The 16195-nt window shown below is 67.0% G+C and carries 15 protein-coding genes and 1 pseudogene; 7 read left to right on the top strand and 9 right to left on the bottom strand.

Annotated elements, in window-relative coordinates:
• Positions 1-83 precede the first annotated feature (83 nt).
• From OVA11_RS18560 to OVA11_RS18570, 3 genes are read left to right on the top strand one after another with little or no spacing between them, the layout of a single operon-like run.
• The gene (locus OVA11_RS18560) at positions 84-1223 is read left to right on the top strand and encodes an epoxide hydrolase family protein (protein WP_268068718.1); all 1140 of its coding nucleotides are present in this window, start codon (positions 84-86) and stop codon (positions 1221-1223) included.
• Positions 1224-1247: 24 nt separating this feature from the next.
• Complete coding sequence (locus OVA11_RS18565) at positions 1248-1652, top strand: GFA family protein (RefSeq protein ID WP_268068719.1); 405 nt, start codon at positions 1248-1250, stop codon at positions 1650-1652.
• Entirely contained in the window at positions 1649-2683 is a 1035-nt protein-coding gene (locus tag OVA11_RS18570) for a threonine aldolase family protein (protein WP_268068720.1), read from the top strand. Before OVA11_RS18565 ends, OVA11_RS18570 begins: the two co-directional genes overlap by 4 nt.
• Before the next feature lie 48 nt (positions 2684-2731).
• On the opposite strand, the pseudogene OVA11_RS18575 reads toward OVA11_RS18570, so the two are convergent.
• The 4 genes and pseudogenes from OVA11_RS18575 to OVA11_RS18590 form a co-directional block, all read right to left on the bottom strand.
• Positions 2732-4961: pseudogene (locus OVA11_RS18575) on the bottom strand (putative bifunctional diguanylate cyclase/phosphodiesterase).
• A gap of 155 nt (positions 4962-5116) precedes the next feature.
• Positions 5117-5752, bottom strand: a complete 636-nt coding sequence (locus tag OVA11_RS18580; protein ID WP_268068721.1) for a carboxymuconolactone decarboxylase family protein — start codon at positions 5750-5752, stop codon at positions 5117-5119.
• Positions 5752-6276, bottom strand: a complete 525-nt coding sequence (locus OVA11_RS18585) for a VOC family protein (RefSeq protein WP_268068722.1) — start codon at positions 6274-6276, stop codon at positions 5752-5754. Before OVA11_RS18585 ends, OVA11_RS18580 begins: the two co-directional genes overlap by 1 nt.
• A gap of 67 nt (positions 6277-6343) precedes the next feature.
• Positions 6344-6706 carry a phage holin family protein gene (locus OVA11_RS18590; protein ID WP_012640659.1) on the bottom strand — a complete coding sequence of 121 codons (363 nt, stop codon included), beginning with the start codon at positions 6704-6706 and terminating at the stop codon, positions 6344-6346.
• An 84-nt stretch (positions 6707-6790) separates the two neighbouring features.
• Here OVA11_RS18590 and OVA11_RS18595 point away from each other — a divergent pair, with 84 nt between their 5' ends.
• The 3 genes from OVA11_RS18595 (at position 6791) to OVA11_RS18605 (ending at position 9017) form a co-directional block, all read left to right on the top strand.
• Entirely contained in the window at positions 6791-6895 is a 105-nt protein-coding gene (locus OVA11_RS18595; protein ID WP_268068723.1) for a hypothetical protein, read from the top strand.
• Positions 6892-7788, top strand: a complete 897-nt coding sequence (rpoH, locus tag OVA11_RS18600) for an RNA polymerase sigma factor RpoH (protein WP_268068724.1) — start codon at positions 6892-6894, stop codon at positions 7786-7788. Before OVA11_RS18595 ends, rpoH begins: the two co-directional genes overlap by 4 nt.
• 494 nt (positions 7789-8282) lie before the next feature.
• Entirely contained in the window at positions 8283-9017 is a 735-nt protein-coding gene (locus OVA11_RS18605; RefSeq protein WP_268068725.1) for an alpha/beta fold hydrolase, read from the top strand.
• Positions 9018-9125: 108 nt separating this feature from the next.
• Here the strand turns inward: OVA11_RS18605 and OVA11_RS18610 are convergent, their stop codons facing one another.
• The 5 genes from OVA11_RS18610 to OVA11_RS18630 all read right to left on the bottom strand — a co-directional run bounded on the left by OVA11_RS18610 (position 9126) and on the right by OVA11_RS18630 (position 15116).
• Positions 9126-9935 carry a response regulator gene (locus tag OVA11_RS18610; RefSeq protein WP_268068726.1) on the bottom strand — a complete coding sequence of 270 codons (810 nt, stop codon included), beginning with the start codon at positions 9933-9935 and terminating at the stop codon, positions 9126-9128.
• Between the two features lie 75 nt (positions 9936-10010).
• Positions 10011-11156 carry a hypothetical protein gene (locus tag OVA11_RS18615; protein ID WP_268068727.1) on the bottom strand — a complete coding sequence of 382 codons (1146 nt, stop codon included), beginning with the start codon at positions 11154-11156 and terminating at the stop codon, positions 10011-10013.
• 103 nt (positions 11157-11259) lie between these two features.
• Positions 11260-12984, bottom strand: a complete 1725-nt coding sequence (locus tag OVA11_RS18620) for an ATP-binding protein (RefSeq protein ID WP_268068728.1) — start codon at positions 12982-12984, stop codon at positions 11260-11262.
• A gap of 97 nt (positions 12985-13081) precedes the next feature.
• Positions 13082-14368 carry an adenylosuccinate synthase gene (locus tag OVA11_RS18625; protein WP_268068729.1) on the bottom strand — a complete coding sequence of 429 codons (1287 nt, stop codon included), beginning with the start codon at positions 14366-14368 and terminating at the stop codon, positions 13082-13084.
• 121 nt (positions 14369-14489) lie between these two features.
• The gene (locus OVA11_RS18630; RefSeq protein ID WP_268068730.1) at positions 14490-15116 is read right to left on the bottom strand and encodes an acyloxyacyl hydrolase; all 627 of its coding nucleotides are present in this window, start codon (positions 15114-15116) and stop codon (positions 14490-14492) included.
• 96 nt (positions 15117-15212) lie between these two features.
• Between OVA11_RS18630 and OVA11_RS18635 the strand changes: the two genes are divergently transcribed.
• On the top strand, positions 15213-16190 hold the full coding sequence (locus OVA11_RS18635; protein ID WP_268068731.1) for a threonine ammonia-lyase: 978 nt from the start codon (positions 15213-15215) through the stop codon (positions 16188-16190).
• Positions 16191-16195: the final 5 nt, after the last annotated feature.

Below are 16195 nucleotides of genomic sequence, written 5' to 3' on the forward strand. Positions count from 1 at the left end.
CGCTTCGGCCGGGATGACACAGTTTGATTTGACCTCCCCCGCGTAAACCACCCGACCCTCCCATTCAAAACAGGGAGATCGCCATGCCAAAGCCGTTCGAGGTGAACTGGAGCCGCGAGGCGGTCGACAAGGTGCTGGCCCAGGTCCGCGCCTATGAGTTCCCGCCGGCGCCAGAGGGCGGCGGCTGGGGCTATGGCTGTGACGCGGACTTCCTGAAGGACCTCTGCGCCTACTGGACGGGCGACTTCGACGTCGGCGCGGTCCAGGCCAACCTCAATCGCTTCCCGCAGTTCACCGCAACGATCGAGGACCTTGATATCCACTTCGTCCACGTGGTCGGCGAGGCTGGCGGCAAGCGGCCGCTGCTGGTCACCCATGGCTGGCCGGGGTCGCACTTCGAGTTCTGGGACGCGATCGAGCCCCTGGCCTTCCCCTCGCGCCACGGCGGCGATCCAGCCGACGCGTTCGATCTGGTCATCCCGTCGCTGCCGGGCTTTGGCTTCTCGGGCAAGCCGAGGCGCCCGCTGGGCCAGCGCGCCACCGCGCGCCTGTTCAACACCCTGATGACCCGCGAGCTGGGCTACGAGACTTACCTCGCCCAAGGCGGCGACTGGGGCGGGCTCGTCACCTCGTGGCTGGGCCTCGATCACGCCGCCCATGCGAAGGCCATCCACCTGAACATGATCGGCCTGCGTCCCGCCGGTCCGCCCACGACCCAGGAAGAGATCGACTGGATCACCGGCTTCGGCGCCCAGATGGACCTGTGGGGCGCCTATTTTCGCCTGCAGGCCAGCAAGCCCCAATCGGTGGCCTGGCTGGGCGCCAACAACCCCGTGGGTCAGGCCGCCTGGATCCTCGAGCGCTTCCACGACTGGGCCGACCTGTCGACCAAGCCCTTCGATCAGGTCTTCACCCGCGACCAGCTGCTGACCAACCTGATGATCTATGTGATGACCGGCAGCTTCACGACCGGCGCCTGGTACTATCGCGCCATGCTGGAAGAAGGCGGCCCGGTGCTGGCGCAGGGCCAGCGCTGCGAGACCCCGACCGCCTTCGCCAACTTCCCCGGCGAGAGCATCTACAAGCCCCCACCCCGCTCGTGGGCCGACCGGGCCTACAACATCACGCGCTGGAGCCAGATGCCGCGCGGCGGCCACTTCGCGGCGATGGAGGAGCCGGGGCTGTTCGTCGACGACGTGCGGGCGTGGGCGCGGGAACTCTAGACCTTTGACGGGGGGAAGAACGCGATGAGCAAGATCACCGGCGGCTGCCTGTGCGGCGAGATCCGCTACGAGATGGAGGGCGTGTTCAACGTCGCCGTCTGCCACTGCCGCGAATGCCAATATGCTTCGGGCGGCGGGCCCAACTATATCGCGCTGGTCCCCGCGCCGGCGTTCGCCTTCACCAAGGGCGAGCCCCGTCGCTACACGCGGCCCGGCGGCAGCGGCCAGGCGGTGACGCGGATCTTCTGCGCCGACTGCGGAACGCCGTTGGTGTCGGAGATCGCCATGCCCGTGGTCGCGGTGAAACTTGGCGGTCTTGATGATCCCGCTCCCTACAAGCCCGGGGTCTCGGTCTGGACGTGCGAGGCGCAGCCGTGGCATCCGATCGATCCGGCCGCTCCGGCCTTTGCGAAAAACCCCTCAGGTTGATGACCCAGACCGCGCCCCGCTACGATTTCGCCTCCGACAACGTCGCCGGCGCCATGCCCGAGGTGATGGACGCGTTGATCGCCGCCAACGCCGGCACGGCCTCGGGCTATGGGACCGACCATGTCAGCCGCGCGGCGGGCGACCGCATCCGCGCCGCGCTGGACGCGGACGCGCAGGTGCGGTTCACCGCCTCGGGCACCGCCGCCAACGCCTTCGCCCTGACCCTGCTGGCCCAGCCGCACGAGGCGGTGCTGGCCCACGAGCACGCCCACATCTGCACCGACGAGACCGGCGCGCCCGGCTTCTTTGGCCAGGGCGTCGGCTTGATCGGCCTGCCGGGCGCATCGGGCAAGATGGAGCTGGCACCGCTGGAGGCGGCGCTGGCGCAGCCGGACGTCTCGTACCGTCAGCCGGCGGCGGCCCTGTCGCTGACCACCGCCACCGAGTACGGCACGGTCTATTCGGAAGACCACCTGCGGGCCCTGATCGCGCCGGTGAAGGCCAAGGGCTACGGCGTCCACCTGGACGGCGCGCGGCTGGCCAATGCGGTCGCGGCGGGCTTTGACCTGAAGAGCATCGCCAGGATGGGCGTCGACATCCTGGTGATGGGCGGGACTAAGGCCGGCTCGACGCCGACCGAGGCCGTGGTGTTCCTGAACCCCGATCACGCCAAACGCCTGGACGCGCGCTTGAAGCATGCCGGCCAGCTGATCTCGAAGGGACGCTTCCTGGCCGCGCCGTGGCTGGGCCTGCTGGGCGAGAACGGTCAGACCGGCCCCTGGGCCGCCCGCGCCGCCCACGCCAACGCCATGGCGCAGAAGCTGGCCGCGCTGATGCCCTTCCCGATCAAGCACCCGGTCGAGGCCAACGGCATCTTCGTCGAGATGGACGAGCCGGTGTTGGAGCGTCTGCGCGGCGAAGGCTGGTTCGTCTATCGCTTCCTGGACGGCACTGTGCGCTTCATGTGCTCGTGGGCCACGACGCCCGAGATGGTCGAGGACCTGGGCGCGGCGCTGAAGCGGGTGGCTTAGGAGGCTCCCTCTCCCTGAGGGAGAGGGTCGGGGTGAGGGTTTACGCTGTCAACCGGCGTGCCGGCAGTCCGTTTGAGGCTGTAACCCCTCATCCTCCCACGCCTGCGGCGCGGGCCCCTCCTTCTCCCTCTCGGAGAAGGTGATCAAAGGCGTCATCGGCTCGGCAGCGGATACGTCAGCCACTCCCAGCATCTTGGCGATCTCGCTGGCCGGCGCCGGGCGGCTGATGAAATAGCCCTGGATCTCAGCGCAGCCCTGCTGGCGCAGAGCGTCGAGCTGGGCCTGGGTCTCGACGCCCTCGGCCGTGGTGACGACGCCCATGGAGGCCCCCAGATCCAGCACCGCCTTGATGATGGCCATGGCGTCGCTGTCGTGCAGGATGTCGCGCACGAAGGTCTGGTCGATCTTGATCTTGTCGAACGGGAAGCTGCGCAGATAGCTCAGCGAGCTGTAGCCGGTGCCGAAGTCGTCCATCGAGATCCGCACGCCCAGCGCCTTGAGGTCGTGCAGCATGGTCATGTTGGCCTGGCTGTCCTGCAGCAGCACCGACTCGGTGATCTCCAGCTCCAGGCGCTGCGCCGGCAGGCCAGACGCCGCCAGGGCCGAGACGACCGTGCGCACCAGCCCCCGGTCGCGGAACTGGGCCGGCGACAGGTTCACGGCCAGGCGCACATGCTCGGGCCAGTTCGCCGCCTCGGCGCAGGCGCGGCGTAGGACCCACTCGCCCAGTTGGACGATCAGGCCAATCTCCTCGGCCAAGGGGATAAAGTCCGCCGGCGAAACCATGCCACGCTCAGGGTGGCGCCAGCGCAGCAGCGCCTCGCAACCCGTCACACGCTCGTCGCCCAGGTGATAGAGCGGCTGATAGAAGAGCTCGAACTCGCCAGCCTGCAGCGCGCGGCGCAGGTCCAGTTCCAGCGCCCGGCGGGCCTGCAGCTGCTCGTCCATGGCCCGCTCGAAGAAGTGATAGGCCCCGCGCCCATCGGCCTTGGCGCGGTACAGCGCCATGTCGGCCTTCTTCAGCAACTCGTCGGCGTCGTCGCCGTCGGTCGGCGCCAGGCTGACCCCGACGCTGGCCCCGATGACGACATGGTGGCCCTGAAGGTCGAACGGCGCGGCCATGGCCTCGACGATGCGCGCGGCCAGGCGCGTGGCGCCATTGCCGTCATCCAGACCGGTCTGCACGATGGCGAACTCGTCACCGCCCAGGCGGGCGACCGTGTCGCCCTCGCGCACGCAGCCGCGCAGGCGCTCAGCGGCGATCTTCAGCAGCGCGTCGCCCAGCGGATGGCCCAGGGTGTCGTTGACCGTCTTGAAGCGGTCCAGATCCACGAAGTGCACGGCCAGGGCGTCGCCCTTGCGCGACCGGCGGGCCAGGGCCTCGCCGAGCGACTTCTGGAACAGCACGCGGTTGGGCAGATCGGTCAAAGGATCATAGTGCGCCAGGCGCGCGATCTGCGCTTCGGCGCGCTTGCGTTCGGCGATGTCCTCCGAGACGCCCAGCAGATACTCCGCGCGCCCCTCGGCGTTGAGCAGAGCGATCTTCTTGGTCCGCAGGATGGCCGTGCCGCCGTCCTTGCGCGGAACGTGATCCTCCTCGATCACCCGCACCTCGCCCGAGTCCAGCACCGCCCGGTCGCGTTCGCGATAGAGCGCCGCCAGCTCGGCGTCATGAATGTCGGCGTCAGTCTTGCCGATCACCTCGTCGCGCTTGAAACCGAGCGTCTTCTCGCCGGCGCGATTGAGCAGGACATAGCTGTGATCGTCGGCCCGCTTGACGAACACCATGGCGGGCATGGCCTCGACAATGCCGGTCATGAAGGTCTGCGCGCGCTCCACCTCGGCCTTGGCCAGCGCCAGGGCCTCAACGCCGCGCCGGTTGGTCTCGTTCGCCGCCTGCAGGAGCGCCAGGACGGTCCCGACGCCCAGATAGCGCCCCGCCTCGGTGACGATGAAACCCCGCAGCAGATCCGATGCACGATACGACAGGCTGTCGGTCGTGAAGTCGGCCAGCGCCATCTCGGCGTCAACGACCAGCGGCTCGCGGTCCATCAGGGTCGAGATCGGACGGTTGGCATAGAGCGCGCGACCATATTCCGCGGCCATGCGCAGGAAGAAGGCGTTGCGCTCGACCAGGGCCGATGGGGCGGTCGTCAGCGTCCAGAACCGGAATGATGAGGGTGTCAGGCTCCTCGCGGAACCGCTCATACAAGGCCTTGCCGAGGTGATCCTCGCGCGCCGGCTCCAGGAAAGAAACGGTGTCCCGCAGGGTGAACATTGATACGCCTCCACTCACGCGAGGAAGAGGCCTGCGCTGACCTAACGGGGTGCTAATAACCCAGTTTGAGGACGCGAATTTCGCGAAAACTTCACAGCGCCGTCACAGTGCTTGCAGCGCCATTTACGTCCGACGCTCAATAACGCGAAGTATAGTTAACGACCCGTATCGAGAAAGTCCCGCGCACTGAAACCTTCGGGCGGCGCGACCTCGACAATCGGGTCGTCGCGGTCGTCAAACTCGGTGCGCAGGGCCCGGCTCATCACCGCGTGCATCTCATAGAGGCAGGTGATGTAGGTCAGCTCCAGAATCTGCTCGTCGGACAGGAAGGCCTTGAGGGCGGCGAACACCCCGTCTGCCACGCGGCCGCCGTCCAGCACCAGGCCGTCGGTATAGGCCAACACGGCGCGCTCATGGGCGTCGAAAACCGCCGCGACCGGCCAGTGGGGGATGGCGGCGATCTTGTCCTCCGAGACCCCTAGCCCGCGCAGCGACTTGCAGTGCTGGGAGAACACGAACTGACTGCCGCGCGCCCAGCCCGCCCGGGTCTGGGCCAGTTCACGCAGCACCGGGTCCAGCTTGCGGACGGGATCGCGATAGAGCGCAAAGCCCTGGGCGGCGTGGCGCAGGATGTCTGGACTGCCGGCGAAGACCGTCCACCAGTCGCCACGCGTGCCGGTGTCGGTGCCCGGCTCGGCCACCGGATCGCGGTCGCCGAACAGCAGGTCGTAGAGCCTCAAGGTTCCCTTGTCGGTCACCTCGGCGCGGGGGATCTGGCGCAGGCGCGGCATCAGGCGTCGACCGCAGCGCGGGCCGGTTCGTGCCGCACGTCCTCGGGCCCGAACGCCCGGGTGAAGGCGGCCAGCTCCATCATGATCCCGTTAGGATCGGTGAAGTAGACCGAGCGAACAAACACGCCCGGATGCAGCTTGCGGGCCACGCCCATCTCGCTGTCATCGTGGTTCACGACCATCGGGAACACAGGGACCCCGGCGGCCTGCAGGCGCTGAAGGCACGCGTCGAGATCGGCCTCGTCGACGCTGAAGGCGACATGGTTCATCGAACCGACCGCCGTCTTGGCCTCGGCAGGGAAGGCCTTGACCGACGCCACCCCCGGCGCGGCGGGCGGGACGTCCGGCCACCAGAAGAAGGCGAGGCAAGACCCGCTCCCGCAGTCGAAAAAGAAGTGCTGACCGCCGTCCGGCAGGGCCACGGTCTTGACCAGCGGCATCTGCAGGATCTGGGTGTAGAACCGCACCGTCTCGGCCATGTCGCGGCAGACCAAGGCCAGGTGATTGACGCCGGTGATCTTCATCTCGGCTTCCTCCCGGAGACCAAGGTTACGCCAAACGGGCGGGGCGTACAGCGTGACGTGAGGGCGCCTACTCCCGCTCCTCCTTCTTAGTGTCGCCCAGCAGGATCTGGCCGCCCCAGCTGACCACGCCAGTGACGATGGCCGCGAGCATCCCCGCCCACAGGCCGCGAACCGTCAGGCCGTCCAGCATCCAGGCCACGAGGCCGATCATGCCGGCGTTCACCACCAGCAGGAACAGGCCCAGGGTCGCCAAGGTCAGAGGGAAGGTCAGCAGGGTCACGATCGGGCGCACCACCGCATTGACGATGCCCAGCAGCAAGCCTGCGATGAGCAGGGTCTTCCAACCGTCGGCTGAAACGCCCGGGACGATCTGGGTCGCCAGCCACAAGCCGAAGGCGGCGATCAGCAGGCGAAAAATGAGACGGACCATGACTTCTCTCCAACTTCAGCCGCAACGCGTCCAAACCATCGCCGCATTCGTACAATATCCGAGCCCGAAACTCGGACATTACAAATGCGTTACCGCCCTTCAAACTGCCGCAGCGTGAACTATCTACCCTCCTGTGTGGGGGATGATCGCGCGCGATTGGCGAGCGGATCCGCACGCAAGGGGATATGAGTAAGATGGCCGTGAATTCTCTATCGGTGATGTCGCCGGACGGCGGCTTGTCGCGTTACCTCACCGAGATCCGCAAGTTCCCGATGCTCAGCAAGGACGAAGAGTTCATGCTGGCCCAGCGCTGGAAAGAGCATCAGGACCCGCAAGCGGCCCACAAGATGGTCACCAGCCACCTGCGCCTCGTGGCCAAGATCGCCATGGGCTACCGCGGCTACGGCCTGCCGATCGGCGAGGTGATCTCCGAGGGCAATGTCGGCCTGATGCAGGCCGTCAAGAAGTTCGAGCCCGAGAAGGGCTTCCGCCTGGCCACCTACGCCATGTGGTGGATCCGCGCCTCGATCCAGGAGTACATCCTGCGCTCGTGGTCGCTGGTGAAGATGGGCACGACCGCCGCGCAGAAGAAGCTGTTCTTCAACCTGCGCAAGGCCAAGAGCCAGATCGCCGCCTTCCAGGAAGGCGACCTGCACCCCGACCAGGTCAGCCAGATCGCCACCAAGCTGGGCGTGCTGGACAGCGAAGTCATCTCGATGAACCGCCGCCTGTCGGGCCCCGACGCCTCGCTGAACGCGCCGCTGCGCGCCGACGGCGAGAGCGAGTGGCAGGACTGGCTGGCCGACGAGGAGCAGGTCTCCCAGGAGACCCGCGTCGCCGAGGACGAGGAAAAGTCGCTGCGGATGTCGCTCCTGGAAGAGGCGATGGTCGAGCTGACCGACCGCGAGCGTCATATCCTGACCGAGCGCCGCCTGAAGGACGAGCCGACCACCCTGGAAGAACTCGCCGCCCAATACGGCGTCAGCCGCGAGCGCGTGCGCCAGATCGAGGTCCGCGCGTTCGAGAAGCTGCAGAAGACCATGCGCGAGGCGGCGATCGCCAAGAACATGGTCGACGCCTAGGGCTTTGGCTCATGATCGTGAGACGGAAAGGGCGCTCTTCGGAGCGCCCTTTTTTGTTGGGCCAACATCGGCGCCCCTACGTGCCGGCCAGACTGTCGCGGCGATGGACGCCCTAACGTGTCGCCGGCGAGGTCGGGTTTCTGGAGGAAGGCGGGAGACTGCCCACGACCCTGAGCGGACGTCGCGCAAAGCCCTCTCTCTTAGAGAGAGGGAGGGGCCCAAGCGAAGCTTGGGAGGGAGAGTGGTTACGCCGTCAGCCGGCGTGCCGGCACATAGATCACCACAGCGTCAGGATCGTCCAAGGGCTTCGCCTACCCACTCACCCTCCCACGCCTGCGGCGCGGGCCCCTCCCTCTCTCCATGAGAGAGGGATTCCTTGTGGCAACTCACCACCCTGAGCAGCCTTTAGGAACGTCCGGTCTTCGGCGTCGACTTTGATCGGCGTAGAGATAAAGCAGGCGCCAGAGCGCTGTGAGCGGGAGCTTGTAGCGGCAATGATGGTACGCACGCCCATGACCACTCCTCTCCCCCAGCTGATCCTCCTGCCCGGCCTGCTGAACGACGCCGAGCTTTGGCGCGACCAGATCAGTGGGCTGGCGGACGTCGCGCGTTGTTGGGTTCCGGATCTTTCGCCGTACGCCACGATCCGCCAGATGGCCGAGCACGTGCTCGTCCACGCCGAACCGACCTTCGCCCTCGCCGGTTTCTCGATGGGCGGCTATGTGGCCCAAGACATCGCCCGGATCGCGCCTGAGCGGATAGAGCGTCTGGCCCTGCTGGATACCTCGATCCATTTCGACACGCCCGAGCGCGCCGCCCAGCGTCGCGCGCTGAACAAGGCCGCCGCGAAGGGCGGAACGTTCCTGGGGATCGGCCAGGCGATCATGAAGAGCTATATCGACGCCTCGCGCCTGGACGACGTCGACCTCACCCGCCGCATCGTCGACATGACCCAGCGCCTGGGCCGCGAGGTGTTCCTGCGCCAGAACAGCCTGGAGCGCGAGGACGGCGAAGCCGCGTTGCGCGCCTTGCATGTTCCGTTGGTGGTCATTGTCGGCGAGAGCGACCAGATCACGCCTGCGGAGGGGCACCGCAAGATGGCCGCCGCCATAGGCTGTTCGCACCTGGTTGTGATCCCCGATACGGGGCACATGACGCCGATGGAGGCCCCAGGCCCCGTGAACGGCGCCTTACGGCACTGGCTGGCCCGCCCCGCCGGACATCGCTAGAGCCTTTAGCCTGAAATCGGAATCGATTTCAGGCGCTAAAAAGGCTCTAGATCAGATACTTAGAGCGTGAGAATAGCCGAAAACGGTTCCCACTTTCGGCCTCACGCTCTAGGCCGCGCGCCCTCGGTCCTCAGACCCCATGAACCCCATCAGCGCGTCGATGCGCTTGACCAGTTCGGTGCGCACATCCGCGCCGGTGATGTCGGATTGGGTGCAGGAGGCCAGGGCATCGGCGGCTTGAACGAGACGCGGCTCATTGACCGCCTCGCCCACCCGCCGCAGCTCCAGCGCCTGCGCGGCCAGGGCCCGACGGGCCTGAGCCGGATCGCTGTCCAACGCCTGGGCGGCGGACTTCACGATCCGGAGCGCTTGCGACAGGCGCGCGGCCGGCGTGTCACTGGCGTCCGCCTTGCGCTTGCGCGGTCCCTTGTAGTCCGCCGAGTTGAAACGACGACGATCGGGCCCGACATAGGCCACGGCCTCGACCCATTCGCGCGGCTTCAGCGTCACCGCCTCAAGGCGTCGTTCCAGGTCCTTCAGATTGAAGGGTTTGCGCATGAACTCGTGCACACCGGCGTCGCGCGCGCCGAAGATCGCCTCGGCGGTGGCTTCGCTGGTGCACATGATGACCGGCGCCTCACGACAGGTCAGATCGCTGCGACGCAGCTTGCGTGTGAACGCCAGACCGTCGACGCCGCTGCTACCGTGCTCGACAAAGATCAGCTGCGGATCGGCGGCGCGGGCCAGGGCGTAGCCCTTCTCGGCGGTCGGGGCCGGAAAGATCTGCACCCCGCCCAGAGGCCGAAGATGCTCGGTCAACAAACGTGCGGTCGCAGGGTTGGGGTCGACGACCATCACCCTCTGCACCTTCGCGGCGACACGCTGGATTGTGCGGACGTTGCCGTCAAACACGAACACGACTCCTGAACGTAAGGCCGGACCGTACGCCCCAGAGTGTAAAAATCCGCTTGATAAATCTCCAGCCGGCTTGCGTCAGTCCGGCAAGGGTACGGCCAGTCCAGCTTCGAAATCCATGAAGATATCGAGGGCTTCTTCAACCGAGGCGGTCAATGTTCCACCGGCCGGGTACCGGTAACGCCAGTAGCTGGAGATGTGCGAGATCGCACCGACCCGCTCACCCAGACTCAGAAACAATTCTGGGGCTCGAAGCAGGAATTCACGGAATACACGCGCGTCGCTGTTCTCAACGAGGTGCTCGAAGGCGTCATTGTAGACCTTGAGCGTCCTGAGGATAGCGTTCCGCTCGACCAGAACGCCGGTCTGCAAGCGACGGCGCGCCTCCTCCAGATAGCGACCCGTTTCAGGGTCGCGCGGACCGCTGATCGCGAGACGACCGATCTCGGCGCCGACCTCGGCCAGACGCGGCCACAGGGTCTCCAGCATCCACTTGTAATAGAGGAAGCCCTTCCAGCTGAAGACGCCCTCCTTGAAGCTGTCGCCCTCCAGGATCAGGGTTGCGCGCAGGGGCTCGAGACGTTCATCCACATCCGTCGCCAGCAAGGCCTCGACCATGCGGGTGGCGTGGATCGCTCCACTCCCGCCCATGTCACGATAGGCCAGCGCGATCAGGCGCGCGATCTCGACGGCCACGAAGCCCTGCATCGCATCGACATCGGCCGGCGACAGGGCGAAATAGCAGGGCGCGGCGAACACGCCGTGGCGACGCAGGTGCTCGCGCAGCAGGAACGGATCCAGCGACGGCAAGCTGTCGATCATCCGCAGGACCGACAGGTCGCGGTCGCTCTCGCCGGCGCCGTTGCAGGCGTTGATCAATAGATCGGTCCAGCCCCGCTGTCCGACAAGGATGGACTGCCCGCCAAGCGCCAGGTCCCGGCGGTCGAACGGGATGATCACCTTGGTCGTGGTCGCCCGTGCTTCCTCGAACAGGTAGATATCGTCGTGACGCACGCGGTGCTTGACGATCAGGGCGGTGTTCAGCACCCGGTTCTTGAAAAGCGGAGCCTGAAAGTGCTCAGGCCGGTGGCCGCTTTCGGCCTCGATGGCGATCAGGTTGAGCACACGGCTGGTCGAGGCCGTCCGCTCCAGCGCACGCAGGCTGCGCGTCACCCGGTCGGATGCTCTGGCCGGCTTGAGCTTATGGCGCGCGGTGGCGAGCACGGATCCCCCAGGTCCTGAAGAGACCGACCTGTAACGTGAAGCTGGCTAACAAACGCTAACCGAACATCGTTCTGCGAAATGATCGGAGCCCCAGGCCGGGGCTCTACATCCCCACCGCGCGTAGCCGCTGCAGTTCTGTGGGCGCCTTGCGAAGGCTGGCGACGGTGGCGAGCAGCCCGGCGGGCTGCACAGGCTTGGGATGGGCGTCATCAAAGCCTTGAGCCAGCAGGCGCTCGGCGTCGCCCGCCATGGCGTCGGCGGTCAGGGCCACGACGGGAAGGTCAATGCGTCCGGCCTCGCCCGCGCGAATGCGGCGCACCGCTTCGACCCCATCCATCCCCGGCATATGGACGTCCATCAGCACGACGTCGAAGTCCTCGATGCGCAGCCGGGCGAGCGCGGCGTGACCATCGCCGGCGACGGCGACGGCGGCGCCGACGGCCTCGAGGATCGCGCGCGCGACCGTCTGGTTCACCAGGTTGTCGTCGACGACGAGCACCCGCGCGCCGTCAAGTTGGGTCGCCGGGGCGCGAGCCGGCGCCGCCGCCAGCGGCGCCGCCGCCGGCAGACCGAGACGCGCGGTGAAGGTCGAGCCGACGCCCGGCTCGCTGGAAACGATGATCTCGCCCGCCATCAGCTCGGCCAATTGCCGGCAGATCGAGAGCCCCAGGCCGGTGCCGCCAAAGCGGCGCGCGATCGAGGCGTCGCCCTGAGCAAAAGGCGTGAACAGGCGGCCGATCTGCTCGGCGGTCATCCCAACCCCGGTGTCGGTGACCGACAAGGTGGCCACCCCGCCCGCCTCGCCGCCAAGACGGATGACGACACGGCCGCTCTCGGTGAACTTCAGGGCGTTGGAGACCAGATTCATCAGGATCTGGCGCACGCGGGTCGCGTCGCCGCTGACCCACGGCGGGACGCTGGGGCTGACCTCCAGGATGAGGTCCAGCCCCTTCAACCGCGCGCTCTCGCTCCAGACCGCGCGCGTCTGCAGGGCCAGCTTGCGCAGATCGAACGGCGCGACCTCCAGATTGAGCTTTCCGGCCTCGATCTTGGACAGGTCAAGAATGTCGTTGAGGATCGTCATCAGGCCATGGCCCGACTGCTCAATCATCTCCAGGTACTCGGACTGCTGGGCGTCCAGCTTGGTGCCGCGCAAGGCGTGGGCCAGGCCCAAAACGCCGTTCATCGGCGTGCGCAGCTCATGGCTCATCATCGCCAGGAAGGCCGACTTGGCGCGGCTGGCCTCCAGCGCCTGGGCTTCGGCCTCCTCTCGCGCCTTGGCCGAGGCGCGCATGGTGCGGACCGCGTCGGCGACATAGCCGATGAGGCCCAGCAGGATCACAAACGCTGCGAACCTGTCCAAGAGGTCGAAGCGCTTGGCCAGCAGGGGCAAAGCGGCCAGCATCAGGAACGGCCAGACCGTCAGGGACAGCATCGCCGCCAGACTGTTCATCGCGTAGCGAACGCCCTCCACGACGATGCCGAACAGGATCAGCAGCGCCGCATACCGCATCGCCATCGGCCCGTTGAGGACGCAGTAGGCCGACATGAACGACCAGACCATGGCGAAGGCCGAGGGCGGGCCGATCCTCATGAAGCGAATCATGCCCTGCCCCCAATCGGGCCTGTAGGCGCGCTCCAGATAGACGACCCAAAGTTCGCAGATGGTGTTGGCGACCAGCCAGACGATCAGCGCGGTCCAGCCAAGATAGAAAAACAGCAGGCCGCCCACCATGGCGGTCGCGATCAGCCGAGCCGCGCGGCTACGTCGCGTGACCACGAGCATCGCGCCCGCCTGGCCGTCATCCAGAATATCCCGGAGAGCCAAGCTCTCTACTCCCGCGAACTAAAAGTCGCGGGAGTTAGCGCCGACAAAGTTCAATAAGCATTTAAGCGCGGCCGCGAGAGCCTTGCTCAAAACACGATCAGCCTTGGAACGGATCGCGCATCAGGATGGTGTCGTCGCGCTCAGGGCTGGTCGAGAGCAACGCCACCGGCGCGCCGATCAACTCCTCGACGCGGCGCACGTACTTGATGGCGTTGGCGTTGAGATCCTTGAAGGACCGGGCTCCGGCGGTGCTTTCCGTCCAGCCCTCGATCTCTTCGTAAACCGGCGTGGCGGCGGCCTGATCACGAAGACCGGCAGGCAGGTAGTCGACGACCTTGTCGCCGATCTTGTAGCCGACGCAGATCTTCAGGGTCTTCAGGCCGTCCAGCACGTCCAGCTTGGTCAGGGCCACGCCGTGGATGCCGTTGATGGCCACCGACTGGCGCACCAGCACCGAGTCGAACCAGCCGCAGCGACGCGCGCGGCCGGTGTTGACGCCCACCTCTCGGCCGACGGTCGACAGGTGCTTGCCGACCTCGTCGAACAGCTCGGCCGGGAACGGGCCTTCGCCGACACGGGTGGTGTAGGCCTTGACGATGCCCAGCACGAAGCCGGTCGCCGACGGGCCCATGCCCGAGCCGGCCGAGGCCTGGCCGGCGGCGGTGTTGGACGAGGTGACGAACGGATAGGTGCCGTGGTCAACGTCCAGCAGCGAGCCTTGCGCGCCCTCGAACAGGATGCGGCGGCCGGCCTTGTAGGCCTGGTCCAGCACCCGCCACGCCGGCTGGGCGTAGGACAGGATGCGCGGCGCCAGTTCCATCAGGGCGTCGAACAGTTCCTGCGCATTGGCCTCGGGCAGGCCAAGGCCGCGACGCAGGGCGCCGTGGTGGGCCAGCAGGCGGTCGATCTTGGGCTTCAGGGCTTCGGGATCGGCGAGATCCGCGACGCGGATGGCGCGTCGGCCGACCTTGTCCTCATAGGCCGGGCCGATGCCGCGGCCCGTGGTGCCGATCTTCTGGGTCGAGGCGGCTTCGCGCGCCTGGTCCAGGTCGCGGTGCAGCGGCAGGATCAGGCAGGCGTTGTCGGCCAGGATCAGCAGGTCGGGGGTGATCGCCACGCCCTGATCGGCGATCTGGTCGATCTCGGTCAGCAGGTGCCACGGGTCGACCACGACGCCATTGCCGATGACGGAGAGCTTGCCCTGCACCACGCCCGAGGGCAGCAGAGCCAGCTTGTAGACCTTGCCGTCCACCACCAGCGTATGGCCGGCGTTGTGGCCGCCCTGGAAGCGCACCACGACATCGGCGCGGTTGCTGAGCCAGTCGACGATCTTGCCCTTGCCCTCGTCGCCCCACTGGGCGCCGACAACGGTCACGTTAGCCATGGTTTGGATACGCCTTGTCGCCTGCCGAGTGACGCCGCGAGGTCCTTCGACAGGACTCGACCCCGGACGTGGTCTCAATTTTGGGCGGCGCCGGCCGTTGGCGTCGCGCGCCTAGCCGAAGTCAGAAGGCGTAAACCAGCCGAACCCCCGCGTCGTCAAGCCCCTGGTTCTTGCCTTGGTGGAAGATCTGGCCGTTCGACAGGTGGGTGTAGGAAAGCTCGACCGACACCTTGTCATTGACCTGATAGCCCAAGGCCAGCTCGGGCTCGAACAGCACCTTCGAGCCGAAATCGATGCGGTTGTAGTAGAGCCAGGTGCGGCGATCACGCTCTTCCGGCGTCAGGTTCGGCGCGTTGGCGGGCGGCAGGCCGGCCTTGCCGTCGGTATAGGCCAGACCGATGCCCGGTCTCAGATAGAAGCCGCCGGGCTGACCCAGCTCGACCTTCCAGTTGAAGCCGACGGCCGCGAAGTTCGAGGTGTTGTTGGTGTTGATCGACACCATGGCGTGAACCTGCGGCTTGCCCAGCCAGTCCAGGCGCTCAATGCGGTTGGTGCGATAGCCCAGATGGATGTCGGCGCCGCCTTCGCGGCCGGCCGCGCCGAGGCCGATGGCTTTGCCGATGAACGTGACGTCGTGCTTGTAGACGCCGACAAAGGCCTCGCCCGCAAAGGCGGAGCTCGCGCATCCGAGCCCGGCGGCGCCCAGCATCAAGGAGGCCACAGCGGCGAAAGTGGCGGTCTTCATCACGTCGTCCTGAACAGCTTAGCCCCCACCCCAATATGGCGGTAACGGCAGAGGTCGGAAAGGGTTTCGATCGCAGCGTCGCCACGCTAGCCTGACTCTATGACCGTCTCGCTCGCCGACATCCAAGCCGCCGCCGCTCGCCTGAAGGGCCTGGCCGTCGAGACGCCGCTGATCGAGAGCCCCGCCTTGAACGAGCGGCTGGGCGGGCGGATTTTCCTCAAGCCCGAGACCTTGCAACGGGCGGGCGCCTTCAAGTTTCGCGGCGCCTACAACCGGCTGAGCCAACTGAGCGATACTGAAAAGGCGCGGGGCGTCGTGGCGTTCTCGTCCGGCAATCACGCCCAGGGCGTGGCGCTGGCGGCCAGGCTGCTGGGCGTGCCGGCGCTGATCGTGATGCCGTCCGATTCGCCCAGCGTGAAGGTCGAGGGCACGCGAAGCTTCGGCGCCGACATCCGCTTCTACGACCGCTTCACCGAGGATCGCGTCGCCATCGCCGACCAGATCGCGGCCGAGCGCGGCTGCGTGGTCGTGCCGTCCTATGACGACCCGCACATCATCGCCGGCCAGGGCACGGTGGGTCTGGAGATCGTCGCCCAGGCCGCCGCGCAAGGCGCGACGCTGGACAGCCTGATCTGCTGCGTCGGCGGCGGCGGCCTGATCGCCGGAACCTCGACGGCGGTGAAAGCCCTGTCCCCTGCGACTCAGGTGTGGGGCGTCGAGCCGGCGGGCTTCGACGAGACGCGCCGCTCGCTGGAGAGCGGCCGGCGCGAGACGATCGACAAGGACGCCCGCTCGATCTGCGACGCGCTGCTGACCCCGATCCCCGGTGACCTGACCTGGCCGATCAACCAGAAGACCCTGACCGGCGCGGTCGCGGTGACCGACGCCGAGGTGGCCGAAGCGATGCGCTACGCCTTCTCGACCCTGAAACTGGTGGTGGAGCCCGGCGGCTGCGTGGCCCTGACGGCGGCGCTGACGGGCAAGGTCGATGTGGCGGGCAAGACGGTCGCGATCGTGCTGTCGGGCGGCAATGTCGATCCGGGGTTGTTCGCGCGGGTGTTGAGCGGTCAAATCTAGCGCAC

This window comes from Caulobacter sp. SL161, from assembly GCF_026672375.1.
Taxonomy (GTDB): domain Bacteria; phylum Pseudomonadota; class Alphaproteobacteria; order Caulobacterales; family Caulobacteraceae; genus Caulobacter.

What these genes read in the sequence shown, in the direction of transcription:
- OVA11_RS18590 (WP_012640659.1), bottom strand. Translation starts at nt 6,706, where the DNA reads ATGGTCCGTCTCATTTTTCGCCTGCTGATCGCCGCCTTCGGCTTGTGG.
- rpoH (WP_268068724.1), top strand. Translation starts at nt 6,892, where the DNA reads ATGAGTAAGATGGCCGTGAATTCTCTATCGGTGATGTCGCCGGACGGC.
- OVA11_RS18565 (WP_268068719.1), top strand. Translation starts at nt 1,248, where the DNA reads ATGAGCAAGATCACCGGCGGCTGCCTGTGCGGCGAGATCCGCTACGAG.
- OVA11_RS18625 (WP_268068729.1), bottom strand. Translation starts at nt 14,368, where the DNA reads ATGGCTAACGTGACCGTTGTCGGCGCCCAGTGGGGCGACGAGGGCAAG.
- OVA11_RS18585 (WP_268068722.1), bottom strand. Translation starts at nt 6,276, where the DNA reads ATGAAGATCACCGGCGTCAATCACCTGGCCTTGGTCTGCCGCGACATG.
- OVA11_RS18580 (WP_268068721.1), bottom strand. Translation starts at nt 5,752, where the DNA reads ATGCCGCGCCTGCGCCAGATCCCCCGCGCCGAGGTGACCGACAAGGGA.
- OVA11_RS18560 (WP_268068718.1), top strand. Translation starts at nt 84, where the DNA reads ATGCCAAAGCCGTTCGAGGTGAACTGGAGCCGCGAGGCGGTCGACAAG.
- OVA11_RS18595 (WP_268068723.1), top strand. Translation starts at nt 6,791, where the DNA reads ATGCGTTACCGCCCTTCAAACTGCCGCAGCGTGAACTATCTACCCTCC.
- OVA11_RS18605 (WP_268068725.1), top strand. Translation starts at nt 8,283, where the DNA reads ATGATGGTACGCACGCCCATGACCACTCCTCTCCCCCAGCTGATCCTC.
- OVA11_RS18635 (WP_268068731.1), top strand. Translation starts at nt 15,213, where the DNA reads ATGACCGTCTCGCTCGCCGACATCCAAGCCGCCGCCGCTCGCCTGAAG.